Here is a 14,584-nt window from a genome sequence, read left to right as displayed (position 1 = left end):
ATAGCGCCTGCCTGACCGGAAGCACCGCCGCCCTTTACATCAGCGATTACATCATACTTATCAACAGTCTCAGTCAGCTCCAGAGGCTGTCTTACGATCAGCTCAAGAGTCTTGAGACCAAAATACTCATCCATTGCGCGACCGTTAATGGTTACCTTGCCTTCACCTGGAACAAGACGAACTCTTGCAATGGAAGACTTTCTGCGGCCTGTGCCGTAGTAGCTAGCTAATGCCATTTTAAATGTTCCTCCTTCCAAGTATTAGCGAATGTTCAGCTTGAGCTCTTCAGGCTTCTGTGCAGCATGAGGATGCTCGGAACCGGCATATACATTCAGCTTTCTATACATCTGCTCACCAAGACGGTTGTGTGGAAGCATGCCACGGATGGCCTTCTCAACAACGCGGGTTGGGAACTTCTCCATCATCTGACCGGCTGGGGTAAAGGTAGTTCCACCAGTGTAACCGGAATGACGGAAATAAATCTTATCAGTTAATTTCTTACCAGTGAATACAACCTTCTCTGCATTGATAACGATAACGAAATCACCACAATCAACATGTGGGGTGAAGGTTGGTTTATGTTTACCGCGAAGAACTTTTGCAACTTCAGCAGCTAATCTACCTACAGTCTGACCTTCAGCGTCTACAACATACCATTTACGCTCTACGTTCTGAGCATTTGCCATAAACGTTGTCTTCATGCGATATATCCCTCCCATAAATTTTAATTTTATTTTCTAATTTGGGTTGTGAAGTGCAGTTGGCCTCCGGGGCTAATGGAAGCGGCTCTACAAAGCCTCACTTGAACTATTTTACTCAAATTTACATAGGAAGTCAAGGATTTTCTTGCCGACCTGATAAGAAGCCGGGGCAAATCCCTGATCTGTTATCCACCGCACTATGTGAATAAAATAACTCATGCCCAAATATAATACACTATATGGAATATCATTTCAACCACTTTTTAAATGAGACTTATTCAGTGGGAGATTTATCCGATGCTCACAGGTGCTAAAGTTTTACGCATTTTCCCATGGCAATAATATCCCCATCCCCCAAATTGAACACCTCATCAAAAAGCTTCATATGAAAGGTTCCCGGTCCGTCACTGGACCTTGCTGCCTTTTCCCCGGCAATGCCCAGGAGGATGGTGGCCAGGAGGGCAGCCGTCATAGGCTTGCCCCCCGGAAGCAGGGCGGCCGTCATGGCGTTGAGCATACATCCTGTACCGGTAATATTTCCCAGCATGGGCACACCGTTGTGTACCATATAGGAGGCCTCCCCATCGGTAATAAAATCTATGGGGCCGCTGACCAGCAGCACCGCGGAATGGGCTTTGGCCCAGGGGACTAAAATTTTGGCATAGTCCCCTACATTGTGTTCATCTATGAGCTGGCTCCTGTTGGCCTCCACCCCGGAGCTATGACACTCTATGCCACAGGTGGAAAGAATTTCCGTGATATTTCCCTTTAACACATTGGGCTTGATCTTATCGATAAATTCCCGGAGAAAATTTTTCCGCATAGTACTGCAGGCTGCCCCAACCAAATCAATAATAACGGGAATTCCCTGGTCTCGGGCCACAGTGGCTGATATTCCCATAGCCAGCAGCCTGTCCCTTGTTATGGAGCCCAGATTTAGGCATAGGGCATTGGCCATGGCAGTTATTTCCTCCACTTCCTCGGGATGCTCGGCCATAATGGGCCGGCTGCCCAGGGCCAATATCATATTGGCACAATCATTAATGGATATGGGATTGGTGATACAATGTATCAGTGGACTGGATTTCCTCACAGACTGCCTCATTTCCAGCAGCTCCTGAGCAAGCTTGTGTGTTATCATAGGTTCTGGCTCCCAGCTTCTTTTGAATTTCCGTCAAAGTATTATTTCGTTTCAATGCAGTAAGGAATATAAAGGCAATGGATCCGCCGATGAGCGTTCCCATAATAAAGGATGGCACATAGAACATCCAGGTCAATCCCGAGCGGCCCACCAAAAAGGCCATTACCGGATAGGATACAATGGCACCTATAATACCCGTTCCAATAACCTCACCCAGGACGGCGCCGATAAGCTTTCCCCTGGTCATTCTATACAAAAGGCCGGACAGAGTTGCCCCAAATATGGCTCCGGTCAGGGCCAAGGGGGGAATACCCATTACTACCATTCTGATGATGCCTATAATGAAGGCACAGGTAAAGGCCTCCAGGGGGCCCAGCATAACGGCACACACGATATTAATAAGGTGGGCCATGGGACACATTCCCTCAATACGCAGTATTGGTGAAATAACCACACCAATACCAATCATCATGGCCATAAAGACCATCCTCAAAATTTTCTGATGGTTTGACATAAAAAAACTTCACTCCCTTAGCTAAATTCCCCAGGTTAATAGCTGTAGTCAGTGAAGTACTTTTTTATACACAAAAGGACAGACATACAGCTAAAAACTGCCGAGGCAGGCGGTCGAAGCTAACTGGCTTCCTCTCAACCCGGAACACGGGCTCCCTCGCTATACGACTGTTTGTTACAGAAATCAAAGGCGCTCCCCTACGATTTCCTCCATTTGTAACATCTTTAGTTTAAATTCATCTGACTAATTTGTCAAATAAAAACTCCCGCAACGGAGGCGGGAGTCATTTGGCTTTATTTTATTCTTCTTCTTCCTTCTTGGCATTGAACACCAATTCATCAATGAGACCAATCAGCTGATTGATCTCCGGCTTGCTGATCTGTCCATTAGCACCCAGCTGCTTGCCCTTGCGGCGCATTTCCTCACTGATGAGGGAGGAGAACAGGATAAACGGAATATTGGCATAACGCTGATCCTCACGTACCAGCTTCAGCAGACGATGACCATCCATCTGAGGCATCTCAATATCAGATATAATAACCCGAACCTGATCCTCGATAGGTGCATCCTTGTCGATACCGTCAGACAAATACTTCCAGGCATCGGCACCATTGTTGAAGTCACGAACATACCGGTAGCCGGACTCGTGGAGGGTGGATACCAGCAGCTCACGGAGAAGTGGCGAATCCTCGGCACATACCACATGAACATTATTTCTTTTTGCCTTCACGTCAACGGTGGCATCCTCAAAGGTGGTCAGCTTCTGGTTAATCTCCGGATTGATTTCAGCAATAATAGTCTCGAAATCCAGCAGAAGAATAATCTTCCCTTCCATCTTGATAATACCCACTACCCGGGACTGATCGCCAACCTCCGGGGAAGGCTCCATATTCTTCCAGGAAATACGATGAATACGTGAAACGCTGTCTACAAGGAAACCAATGTTGTAGTTATTAATTTCCGTAACAATGATGTTCTTTGGTTCCTCACCGGTCTGAACATTGAGGCATCTTGGAAGATTAACCAGCGGTATAGCCTTGCCGCGAAGTGTAAACAGACCATCCACATAGGGATGGGCCTGGGGCATCTCCGTAACAGGCGTGCGGGTAATAACCTCACGCACCTTTGCTACGTTAATACCATAATTAACCGCACCAATATTAAACTCAACAATCTCAAACTCGTTAGTACCAGTCTCTAACAGAATACCCTTCTTTTCCTCTGCCATTCAATCGCCCCCATAATATCAATTTTCCCATGGACTACTGCGGGAAACAATCACATCTTAAGCCTAAAAACAGTCATTTCAATGTACAGACTTATCATATATCTTATTATTCGTTATTAATAAACTAATTCCTGCTAACAAACAAAAATATTTATTTTAAATAGGTCCAGCCGTCCCGCTCCTCCACCAGACCATCCCGCATTAGGTGGCCCAATGCCCGTTTAAAGGCGGCCTTGCTGATGTTAAATTTTCCTTTAATGAGCTCCGGTGAGCTGGCATCCGAATAGGGCATTTTTCCATCATGGCACTGAAGGAACATCAGCAGCCTGTCTGCATCAGAGGTCATGGCCCGTTCCTTGGGCTCCCGCATGGAAGCATTCAATCGTCCATCGGGACGGATATAAATAACCCTGGCGGTAATTTCCTCCCCCACCCGCGGACGGTAGGGAGCCTCCTGATGCGGAATAAAGGCAATGTAGCGTTCCGTGGTCAGCATAAATATGCCACTGTCGGTAATGTTATATATGGAACCGGATATTTTCTGCCCCTTGTGTACCCCCTTATCGGCCCTGACTGAGGCCCGGCGTATTTCATCCTCTACCTTCATGGTCACCGCCAGACGGCCTGATTTATCGGTGTACAGCTTGGCCCATACCACCTCACCTACCTGGAGATTGCCCCGCATACCGGCAAAGGGCATAAATATCCCCCGCTCAGCCCCCACATCCAGGAAGGCGCCATCCTTGGACACGTTAATTACCTTCAATCTGGCAATCTGTCCCTCCCGCATTTTAGGCACCCGCATACTGGCGGTCAGCCGGTGCTTGGGGTCCAGGTACAGGAAAACCTTTACCTCGTCCCCCACCTTTACCTCTGAGGTCTGCTGAGTCTTATGAAGAAGAATATCATCATTGGTATTGCCCGTCTCGGCATCCAGGAACAGGCCCATTTCCGATTCACGGACGGCCCTAAGGGTTACAACGGTACTTGGCCCGTATTTTTTGCGCGGTTTTTCCCGTTCCATATCAGCCCTCATATACTGTCAGCTCTGCATCGCCCCAAAGGCTTTCCAGAGAATAATATTCACGGCTGTCCTGAAGGAAAATGTGGGCTACACAATCGCCATAATCCAGCAGAACCCACTCAGCCTCCCTATAGCCCTCACGGTGCAGCATATCGTGACCTGCCTCGTGAAGCTGCTCCTCAATATTATCAGAAATAGCCTTAACCTGGGTGGTGCTGTTGGCGGAGCATACAACAAAGTAATCCGTTGCCGGACTCAGTCCCGTCATGTTCATCAGCACCACATCCCGGGCCTTTTTGTCATCGGCAGCCTTTGCGATTGCATTGGCTAATTCTAATGAAGTTTTGTACAAAATCAATTCCTCCCTGTACTATTTATTCTTCCTGTTCGGGTTGTTCCGGCGGAAAAAGCTCATCCATCAGGGCAGCGGTTTTTTCCTGATTGTATACCCAGCTGCCATCCTTCTGTAATTCACCGGGCAAAACCTTCAATTCCGGCGTGGTGCCCTGCATCCTCGTCAGCAGACTGGCAATGTGCCCCGAATCAAAGGCCTCAATACTTGATTTAACCCGCTTGTCACAAACCTCCACCAGGGCAGGAAGCTTGGCCAGGCTGTCCGGCTCCATCAGCTTATTAATCAACGCCTTCAGGAATTTCTGCTGCCGCATGCTCCGGCCGTAGGCCCCCAAATCATCACTGGCAAATCTGAGATATTTCTGGGCCATATCCCCATCCATATGCTGTATTCCCTTGGGAATATGAATGTAGAGCTCCCCCAGGGGATCCTCATAATTCAAATCATCATCCACATATAGATCAATGCCGCCCATTACATCCACAATGGCTGCCAGCCCGTCTGTATCAATGGCCACGTAATCATGGATTGTTACGCCCCAATTTTTTGATACCGTCTGCTCCATAAGGGGTATTCCCCCATAATAATAGGCGTTGTTCAGGGGCTCAGGCTGATTGCGGCCCTGAATATTTACCCTGGTATATCGCGGAATGGTAATTAATCTGACCTGACCCGTATCATGCTTGAAGCTCATCAGGATAACGGCATCCGTGGATTGGCCCACATCCTCCTTGCCCGGGTCCAGGCCCAGAACCAGAATATTGGTATAGCCATTAAATCTGGGGTCGTAGCTGGCCGCCCGCAACTCCTTGCGCTGCTTGTAGCCGTCGTATATTTCCATGTACACCGCCAGCCGTTGACTGCCCCACTGATATATCTGCATGGACAGCCAGCCTACACCGGTCAGTACCACCATGATAATCACCATGGTCATAAATATACGGCCTATCTTCAAATTCCGCTGACGCCGTTTTATGGCTTTTTTTCTTTTTATTCGTTCTCTTGTTTCGCTATAGGGCTTTTTCCTCATAACTCATACTCATTTCCCGAGCTTTAACAAAATCTCATTTCTGGCAAGAACCGTATCCGGATGAATCAAATGATTTTTCTTCAGCACAAACTCAATGGACCGGGACAGTCCGGCCAAAACCATTTCATCCAGGCTCTCCCTGCGGGCAAGCTCCCTCAGATAGTCCACTGCCGGATAATCCCTGGCCGGTTCAATCATATCGGCAAAATAAATAATCTTGTCCAAATCGGTCATATTGGCCCCGCCCACCGTATGGCGATAAATGGCCTGGGCAATTTCACCATCATCCACATCGTATTCTTCCCTGATAAGCTGGGCCCCTACATAGCCATGTAACAGCAGGGGCATGGCTTGCTCCACCTCGCCGTAGGCAATCCCCCGCTTATCCGCCTCAGCTATCAGCTGCTCATTGGTATACTGCCGGGCGCAGTCATGGAGCAGCCCGGCAATTTTTGCCTTATTTACATCTACGTCAAACCGCTTTGCCAGATACACTGCTGACTCAGCCACCCCTACCGAGTGAATAAATCGGCTGTCCTTTAGCCGCGATTGCAGCTTATCCTTCATCTCATCATAAGTCATATCAATGCCATACCCATTCATATCACAAAGAGGACACCGTAAGACGATATCCCCCTTTGCCGGTCTTTATCCTTTATATAGGCCCTCCTTGTAAATATACTGCTCCACACAGGATGGCACAATATATTTTATGGAATAACCCTTTTTTATACGATTTCTTATATCCGTGGAGGATATCTCCAGCTCCGGTGTTTCCAGGCGGTGAATTTTCCGCTGTCCCAGCTCACCGAAGGATTCCTTGATCTGATTTACATCAGGCACACAGCCCTGACGGGAGGCGCCGATGAAATGACACATTCCCAGCAGCTCATCTATACGGTCCCAGGTGTGAATTTCCTGGATAGCATCTGCCCCGGTGATAAAATAAAATTCCGTTCCCTTGCCATACTGGGTTATAAGCTGGGAAATGGTATCTATCGTATAGGAGGGACCGGAACGGTTCATTTCGATATCCGATACCTCAAAATTGGGGTTGGAGCAGGTGGCCAGCACAGTCATAACATACCGGTGCTTGGCCATGGTCACATGCTGCTGCTGCTTATGGGGAGGCATAGCCGCCGGTATAAAAATAACCTTATCCAAATTATACTCGTCACGAACGGCTTCAGCCGTCATCAAATGGCCTACATGAATCGGGTCAAAGGTACCACCCAAGATACCTACACGCTTTTTTTTACCCATAATACGCTCCTAGAACAAACTAACCAGATAAATTGCTACGATACAAACAATAACTATTATAGCAATTCCCCGGCCATAATCCAATATGTCATGCCGTCCTTTTTTTGTAGCCCAATATTGGGCCATGGTTTTTACATAGCCCCCCACCAATTTAATCAACGGATTTGTCCATCCCCGTTAATAAGGTACTTGGTACTGGTCAGGGCCACCAATCCCATTGGACCCCGGGCGTGAAGCTTCTGGGTACTGATGCCGATTTCCGCCCCAAAGCCGAATTCACAGCCGTCGGTAAACCGGGTGGAGGCATTTACGTAAACGGAGGAAGCGTTAACCCGACGCTGGAACAGCCGGGAATTAGTCAGGCTTTCGGTGACTATGGTCTCCGAATGACCTGTATTATACCGGTTAATATGCTCAATGGCCTCATTGACATCAGCCACCACCTTCACCGACAAAATTAAATCACCATATTCGGTGCTCCAGTCCTCCTCCCGGGCAGGGACCACATCAGGCAAAACGTCCAAGGTCTCGGCACAGCCCCGCAATTCCGTATTGTGAGCCTTCATGGCCCTGGCCAATTTAGGCAGGAAGTCCCTGGCTATATCCCGGTGCACCAGCAGGGTCTCCATGGCATTGCATACCGATGGACGGCTGGTCTTGGCATTTACCGCAATGTTAATTGCCATATCAAGGTCGGCACTCTTATCCACATAAGTATGACACACTCCAGTGCCGGTTTCAATAACCGGTACTGTACTATTTTCCACCACGGTTTTAATAAGTCCTGCGCCCCCCCGGGGAATAATTACATCCAGATACTTGTTGAGTCTGAGCATTATATTAACCGCTTCCCGGTCCACCACGTCCACAAACTGAATGGCCCCCTCCGGAATTCCCGCTCCATAGGCGGCCTTCTGAAGCAGCTCTATAATGGCAATATTGGAGTTAATGGCCTCTGAACCGCCCCGAAGAATAACGGCATTACCGGATTTCAGGCAAAGACCGGCCGCATCGGAGGTAACATTGGGACGGGCCTCGTAAATCATGCCCACCACCCCCAGGGGCACCCGTACCCGACGGATTTCCAGGCCGTTGGGGCGAATGGTGGAATAATCCCCCTCCCCCACAGGATCAGGCAGGGCGGCGGCCTGACGCAGGCCATCAGCCATTCCCGCAATCCGCTCATCAGTCAGGAGCAGCCGGTCCAGATATGATTTTTTCACGCCCTTATCCTCAGCCATAGCCATATCCTTCTGATTGGCTGCGATAATGACCTTCCCCTGCTTCTCCAGCATATCGGCCATAGCCAGCAGGGCTTTATTTTTGGTATCCGTTGACACCATTGCCATGGCATCGGCGGCCCTCATGGCGGCCTCCGCCTTTGATACCATAATTTCCTGTAAATTCATACCATTACCTCCCCTACCCATTGTCAAATCATCAAAACCATATTATCCCGGTGTATAACCTCATCACGGTCATTGCTTGGAAGCAGCTTCCTGAATTCATCGGTTTTCATGCCCTTGATCAGCTCAATATCCTCATGGCGGAAATTCACCACACCCCGGGCAATCTCCTGATAATCCTCAGTCAAAACCCGCACCGTATCACCTGGAGCATAATCCCCGGCCGACTGCCGGATACCGGCGGCCAGCAGGCTGGAGCCTGACCTGAGGGCCCTTACACAGCCTCCGTCCACCACCAGGTCACCGCTGATGCGCTTGCCAAAGGCCAGCCAGCTCTTTCTGGCCTTCAAATGGGCCTCCTTAGGCGGAAATACCGTTCCCACCTGTTCCCCGTCAATAATCCGGCGAATTATGCCCTTTTCCCCACCGGAGGCGATACACATGGTCACCCCGGAGGCCGTGGCAATTTTGGCTGCCTCAATCTTGGTGGACATGCCCCCTGTACCCATACTCGACCCGGCACCACCGGCAATCTGCTCAATATGGGGGGTTATTTCCCTTATTTCCTCGATAAGGGTAGCCGACGGATCCTTGGCGGGATTACCTGTATAGACGCCGTCAATATCCGACAGGATTATCAGCAAATCGGCATCCACCAGGGCCGCCACCATGGCCGACAGATTATCATTGTCGCCGATTTTTACCTCATCCACCGCCACCGCGTCATTCTCGTTGATAACCGGTATAACACCCATCTTCAGCATGGTTAAAAGAGTATTCCGGGAGTTATTGTACTGCTTGTGCTGTACATAATTATCCCTGGTGAGCAGCACCTGACCGGCTACCTGGCCATATTCGGCAAAGAGCTTATCGTAGATATGCATAAGCATCCCCTGACCGACGGCCGCCAAGGCCTGCTTTTCCTTTACCCCTGAGGGACGCTCACCAAGGCCCATACGAACCACACCGGCCCCAATGGCCCCGGAGGATACCAAAATAACCTCCTTGCCCTGACTGGACAAATCCGCCAGCTCGCGAACCAGCTGCTCTATTCTATATAAGTTTAGCTTACCATTGCCATACAGCAGGGTACTGGTCCCCACCTTTACCACTATGCGGCCGGCATTTTTTATATGCTCACGCGTCTCCATAACCTAAACCCCTTCTCAAAATACACAGGCGTCATCCTTACCACAGCCCGGGAATTATTCGCCATAGCCCAGGCTCTCCATCAAAATATGGGCTCCTTTATTGCAGCCATATCATTTAGGCAGCTCAATCCTTGGCGAATCAAAATTGCGCCTGAACAAGAGGCCATTATGACCAATTATCTGAACCAAATCCGCATTGGTGCGCTCCGCCAGCATGGTTATGGCTGACTCGGCATCCTCCATACAATTCTGCAAAACCCGGACCTTTACCAGCTCCCGCTTCTTGATGGCCTCAGCTGCTGACTGAACCACCGTAGGGCTTACCCCCTCCTTGCCAATCATCACCACCGGCTCCATGGTCATGCCCATAGAGCGCAAAAACCGCTTCTGCTTGCCGGTCAATGTATTTTTTATCATATAATATTTACTCCTTAATCACGATATTCAAATTCCATGTCGCCAATTCTTACGGTATTGCCTTCCTTGATTCCCCGCTCAATAAGCTTCTTGTCAATACCCTTTATGCGCCAGATATACTGGAACCGTCTGATGGCCTCATCATTGCCAAAATTGGTCATGGCCACCAGCTTGTTCAGGGACTTGCTGCTAACGATAAAGTCCCCGGCATCATTGCGGGTGATGGTTACCTTGTCCGGGTCCTCCTCCTGGGCGTCGTATACCTTTACGCCCTCTTCCACATCCGGCTCCTCCACGTATTCATCCAGCACCTGGGCCACCCGCTGAATAAGCTCCCGGGTGCCCTGATGGGTAGCCGCGGAAATAGGGAAAATTTCTATGCCCTCCTTCTCCGCCAGCTCCTTCAGCCGCTCAAAATTTGCCTGGGCCCCGGGCAAATCCATTTTATTGGCCGCCAATATCTGTGGGCGTCTGGCAATTTTCTCGCTATATATCTTAAGCTCCTTATTTATCTTGTAATAATCCTCCACCGGGTCACGGCCCTCCACGCCGGAGGCATCCACTATATGGATAATAACCTTGGTGCGTTCCACATGACGGAGAAAATCGTGGCCAAGGCCCACTCCCTCCGAGGCGCCATCAATAAGACCTGGAATATCGGCCATTACAAAGGTACGTTCATCGTCAATATCCCCCACATTCACCACCCCAAGGACAGGGGTGATAGTGGTAAAATGATACTCGGCAATCTCAGGCCGGGCAGCCGAAACCGCTGCCACCAGACTGGACTTCCCCACACTGGGATAGCCCACAAGGCCCACATCAGCCAGCAGCTTCAATTCCAATATAAGGTTCCGGCTTTCCCCCGGCTCACCTAATTCGGCAAAGGTAGGGGCCCGGTTGGCACTGTTGGCAAACTTGGCGTTGCCCCGTCCCCCACGGCCCCCCTTGGCGATTACTGCCTCCTGACCGATTTCCGTAAGATCTGCCAAAATTTCTCCAGTATCAGCATCCTTAACCAAAGTACCCTGGGGCACCTTCACAATGCATGGCGGTGCATTATGGCCGTACTGGTTCTTAATATCCCCATTTTCACCATTTTTGCCCTGGAATTTCCTGTGATAACGGAAATCCAGCAGAGTATTCATATTATTATCTACAACAAATACAATATCGGCACCACGGCCTCCATCACCGCCGGATGGCCCACCCTTGGCCACAAATTTTTCCCGGCGAAAGGCTGACTTCCCGTTACCGCCGTTACCGGCAATAACCTTGATTGTGGTTCTATCTATAAACTGCATAAGCTCCTCCTGTATTATCTGCAAGCCCTCCCCTTGGGGAAGCTGTCTGTCTCCGGCAGGTCATTAGGTCAAATTCAAGTGATGTATAAAAAGCTGGTATTGTATCCAATGCCAGCTTTTTATACATTACTCTTTTAACTGTGAAATCTTAGTGACTCAAACCCAAAAGCCGGAGATGAGCTTTAGATTTCGTGTAATGGCTGATGAAAGCCTCTATGCTTTCATCCTGCTAATACCATAAATAATAAAATATACCTGCGTCTATGTAAAGACGCAGGTATTTTCTACTGATTACATAGCAGCTTCTTCCACTGCATAAACGCTAACCTGACGGTTATAACGACCCTTGCGCTCGAAGGCTACACGGCCATCAATCTTAGCAAATAAAGTATCGTCCTTACCAATACCAACGTTGGTACCTGGGTGGAAATGGGTTCCACGCTGACGAACCAGAATACTGCCTGCAGTTACAACGGTGCCAGCCTGTTCCTTGACACCAAGGCGCTTTGCCTCAGAGTCACGGCCATTACGGGTGCTGGACACACCCTTCTTATGTGCGAAAAGCTGTAAATCAAAAGTGAACATTAACATTACACCTCCTGATCCTGTTGAATCTCTAAAATGTGCACAGGGGTGAGATCATTCTCTCGGCTTCCTTCATCATGGATGTCATAAAGTCCGATAAGCATTGTCTCCAATAGTGCATCAGTTATATCATCGAGGTCAGTAGTAAGCCTTACCTGTAAGTCACCTGGCGCAACCCTATAATTAATATAAGCAGATAACCTATCCAGATCCTTCTCGGATAGATTATGAAGCCGCATGAAGTGCTCACCCAAGCCCTTTAAAGTAGTCTGTGCCAAGGCGGAAACACCGGCACACACAATACTGCTGCCCCGCTGGCCATAGTGACCGGAAACGGTGTAGCCGTATATTCTTCCCTCTTTATTACGGTAAACGGTGATATTTATTCCACCATCCACCCTCTGTCTGTCTCGTCTCATAGGAAATACCAACAACAATAAATACCATACAACGACCAACAGAACTAAAAGTCATTGCTTACGATTAGGCCTCGATCTTCTCGATAACAACCTTGGTAAATGGCTGACGATGGCCCTGACGCTTGCGGTAGTTGGACTTAGCCTTGTACTTGAAGACCAAAATCTTCTTGTCCTTGCCCTGAGCCTCTACCTTGGCAGTAACCTTCGCACCCTCAACAACTGGCTTGCCTACAACGACCTCGTTATCCTTTACAACAGTCAGAACCTGATCAAAGGTAACAGCCTCGCCCTCAGCAGCCTCAAGCTTCTCAACAGTAATAACATCGCCCTCAGCAACCTTATACTGCTTGCCACCAGTCTTGATAATTGCGTACATTCATTTACACCTCCCTATAATTTACTCGCCAATTACGGTACAGCCAACGCTGTTTTAAGAACCTCACTGTGCGGTTTGGGAAAGCGCATACCTATTGCGCTTACGTTTAAATATACTACCATAAAGCATATTCTTAGTCAATAAAAAAATAGCATGAAAACCTTAAAAAATTCCATGCTATTTAATATCTGATTAAACGAAAATATACTTCAATACGAAGATAAATGCCAGCACATACATAAATGGACTTATGGATTTCTTTCTGAACTCACCGGAAAGAACATTAATTACCACATAGGAAATGAAGCCCATGGCAATACCCTCAGAAATGGAATACATAAATACCATGGTTACAGTGGAAATATACGCCGGGAAGGCCTCAGTAATATTGGTGAAGTCCACCTTGGTAAGGCTGCTGACCATCAGAAAGCCCACCACAATCAGGGCAGGGGCCGTTGCAAAGGCCGGAATAGTCAGGAACAAGGGGGCCATAAACAGACTCAAAACGAAGAGAACGGCCACAGTCCAGGCTGTAAGTCCGGTACGTCCACCGGCACTGACACCAGCCGAGCTTTCAACGTAGGTGGAAACAGTGGAGGTACCCAAAACAGCACCCACGGAGGTAGCCAGGGAATCAGCCAACAGGGCTCCCTTAATCTTTGGCAGACGACCGTTTTCGTCCAAAAGATCCGCCTTGGAGGCAACCCCGATAAGAGTGCCGATGGTATCAAACAGGTCTACGAACATAAAGGCCAAAATTACTGTCAGGAAATTAAAGCTCCAAATACCGGAGAAATCCACCTGCATCAGGGTTGGCGAAAGGTCAGGAATACTTATTCCCCTGGAAAAATCCGGAATAGTAGAGAACATACCCAGCTCAGGATTTGGAATGTAGAGACCGGTAACCTCACAGATAATACCCAAAATCCAGGTTACGAGAATTCCCCAAAGAATATCTCCAGGAATTCTTTTATGAATAAATACCGCAATAATCAAAATACCCACCAGGGCCAGTACAGCCCCCATTCCGGTGGTATAGAAGCTGCCGTCAGCCAGTGAGGATTTAAAGGGATAAATAGTAACCAAGGTGGCACTGTCCACAACCAGCTTGGCACTCTGCATACCGATGAAGGCGATGAACAAGCCAATACCAGCCGTAACACCCAGCTTCAGGTTGGTTGGTACACAGTTAAAAATTGCCTCTCTCACATTTGTTAAAGAAAGAATAAGAAAGATAATACCCTCAATAAAAACTGCGGCCAATGCCACCTGCCAGGGATAGCCCATAGCACCGCACACAGTAAATGCAAAGAAGGCATTTAAGCCCATACCTGGGGCCAGGGCAAAGGGATAGTTGGCAAGGACTGCCATTAAGATAGTACCAATAGCAGAACCAATAGCTGTTGCCACAAACACAGCACCGGCATCCATACCTGTAGTGGACAAAATGCCAGGATTTACAGCCAAGATGTAAGCCATTGTCATAAAGGTAGTAAGGCCAGCCACCAGCTCCGTGCGGACCGTGGTACCATGTTCCCTTAAATGAAACAGCTTCTCGAGAGTTTCACTCATTTTTCATCCTCCTAAGTATAATACTGAGCTCCGTGCAAAATCATATTTCGCACTACGCCCTTACAACGAAATCTAAAGCTCTTCTGCATCCTTCGGAT

Annotated in this window: 19 protein-coding genes; all 19 read right to left on the bottom strand. The window is 48.6% G+C overall.

Going from position 1 to position 14,584, the window contains the following annotated elements; all coding sequences use genetic code 11:
- A partial coding sequence (rpsI, locus tag Q0Y54_RS07250) for a 30S ribosomal protein S9 (protein ID WP_297965785.1) occupies positions 1-236 on the bottom strand: 236 nt, incomplete at its 3' end.
- Between the two features lie 24 nt (positions 237-260).
- A complete protein-coding gene (gene rplM, locus Q0Y54_RS07245; protein ID WP_297965783.1) occupies positions 261-701 on the bottom strand; it encodes a 50S ribosomal protein L13 in 441 nt (146 codons plus the stop codon).
- Positions 702-1,011: 310 nt separating this feature from the next.
- The gene (thiM, locus tag Q0Y54_RS07240) at positions 1,012-1,842 is read right to left on the bottom strand and encodes a hydroxyethylthiazole kinase (RefSeq protein WP_297965781.1); all 831 of its coding nucleotides are present in this window, start codon (positions 1,840-1,842) and stop codon (positions 1,012-1,014) included.
- Entirely contained in the window at positions 1,742-2,356 is a 615-nt protein-coding gene (gene thiW / locus Q0Y54_RS07235; RefSeq protein ID WP_297965779.1) for an energy coupling factor transporter S component ThiW, read from the bottom strand. The genes thiM and thiW overlap by 101 nt, the downstream gene beginning before the upstream one ends.
- Positions 2,357-2,654: 298 nt before the next feature.
- On the bottom strand, positions 2,655-3,584 hold the full coding sequence (locus Q0Y54_RS07230; protein ID WP_297965777.1) for a chemotaxis protein: 930 nt from the start codon (positions 3,582-3,584) through the stop codon (positions 2,655-2,657).
- Between the two features lie 151 nt (positions 3,585-3,735).
- Complete coding sequence (locus Q0Y54_RS07225) at positions 3,736-4,608, bottom strand: S1 RNA-binding domain-containing protein (protein WP_297965775.1); 873 nt, start codon at positions 4,606-4,608, stop codon at positions 3,736-3,738.
- A 1-nt stretch (position 4,609) separates the two neighbouring features.
- On the bottom strand, positions 4,610-4,960 hold the full coding sequence (rsfS, locus tag Q0Y54_RS07220; protein WP_297965773.1) for a ribosome silencing factor: 351 nt from the start codon (positions 4,958-4,960) through the stop codon (positions 4,610-4,612).
- Between the two features lie 22 nt (positions 4,961-4,982).
- A complete protein-coding gene (locus Q0Y54_RS07215; protein ID WP_297965771.1) occupies positions 4,983-5,993 on the bottom strand; it encodes an LCP family protein in 1,011 nt (336 codons plus the stop codon).
- 9 nt (positions 5,994-6,002) lie between these two features.
- A complete protein-coding gene (gene yqeK, locus Q0Y54_RS07210; RefSeq protein ID WP_297965791.1) occupies positions 6,003-6,575 on the bottom strand; it encodes a bis(5'-nucleosyl)-tetraphosphatase (symmetrical) YqeK in 573 nt (190 codons plus the stop codon).
- A gap of 66 nt (positions 6,576-6,641) precedes the next feature.
- The gene (gene nadD, locus Q0Y54_RS07205; protein WP_297965788.1) at positions 6,642-7,259 is read right to left on the bottom strand and encodes a nicotinate-nucleotide adenylyltransferase; all 618 of its coding nucleotides are present in this window, start codon (positions 7,257-7,259) and stop codon (positions 6,642-6,644) included.
- Between the two features lie 6 nt (positions 7,260-7,265).
- Positions 7,266-7,415, bottom strand: coding sequence for a hypothetical protein (locus Q0Y54_RS07200; RefSeq protein ID WP_297965769.1), 150 nt, complete (start codon positions 7,413-7,415; stop codon positions 7,266-7,268).
- Positions 7,412-8,665 carry a glutamate-5-semialdehyde dehydrogenase gene (locus Q0Y54_RS07195; RefSeq protein ID WP_297965767.1) on the bottom strand — a complete coding sequence of 418 codons (1,254 nt, stop codon included), beginning with the start codon at positions 8,663-8,665 and terminating at the stop codon, positions 7,412-7,414. Before Q0Y54_RS07195 ends, Q0Y54_RS07200 begins: the two co-directional genes overlap by 4 nt.
- Positions 8,666-8,688: 23 nt before the next feature.
- Positions 8,689-9,813: a glutamate 5-kinase gene (gene proB / locus Q0Y54_RS07190; RefSeq protein WP_297965765.1), complete on the bottom strand. Its 1,125-nt coding sequence runs from the start codon at positions 9,811-9,813 to the stop codon at positions 8,689-8,691.
- Positions 9,814-9,924: 111 nt separating this feature from the next.
- Entirely contained in the window at positions 9,925-10,230 is a 306-nt protein-coding gene (yhbY, locus tag Q0Y54_RS07185; RefSeq protein ID WP_297965763.1) for a ribosome assembly RNA-binding protein YhbY, read from the bottom strand.
- Positions 10,231-10,244: 14 nt separating this feature from the next.
- Positions 10,245-11,534, bottom strand: a complete 1,290-nt coding sequence (gene obgE, locus Q0Y54_RS07180; protein ID WP_297965761.1) for a GTPase ObgE — start codon at positions 11,532-11,534, stop codon at positions 10,245-10,247.
- A 291-nt stretch (positions 11,535-11,825) separates the two neighbouring features.
- Positions 11,826-12,119 (bottom strand): 50S ribosomal protein L27, encoded by a 294-nt coding sequence (rpmA, locus tag Q0Y54_RS07175; RefSeq protein ID WP_085024373.1) that lies wholly within the window; start codon positions 12,117-12,119, stop codon positions 11,826-11,828.
- A 5-nt stretch (positions 12,120-12,124) separates the two neighbouring features.
- The gene (locus tag Q0Y54_RS07170) at positions 12,125-12,538 is read right to left on the bottom strand and encodes a ribosomal-processing cysteine protease Prp (RefSeq protein ID WP_297965760.1); all 414 of its coding nucleotides are present in this window, start codon (positions 12,536-12,538) and stop codon (positions 12,125-12,127) included.
- 64 nt (positions 12,539-12,602) lie between these two features.
- Positions 12,603-12,914: a 50S ribosomal protein L21 gene (gene rplU / locus Q0Y54_RS07165; protein WP_295917310.1), complete on the bottom strand. Its 312-nt coding sequence runs from the start codon at positions 12,912-12,914 to the stop codon at positions 12,603-12,605.
- A 192-nt stretch (positions 12,915-13,106) separates the two neighbouring features.
- Positions 13,107-14,486: an NCS2 family permease gene (locus Q0Y54_RS07160; RefSeq protein WP_297965757.1), complete on the bottom strand. Its 1,380-nt coding sequence runs from the start codon at positions 14,484-14,486 to the stop codon at positions 13,107-13,109.
- Positions 14,487-14,584 lie beyond the last annotated feature (98 nt).

This window comes from uncultured Anaerovibrio sp., assembly GCF_947302755.1.
Lineage (GTDB): Bacteria > Bacillota > Negativicutes > Selenomonadales > Selenomonadaceae > Anaerovibrio.
This window is presented reverse-complemented; position numbering and strand designations above follow the sequence as displayed.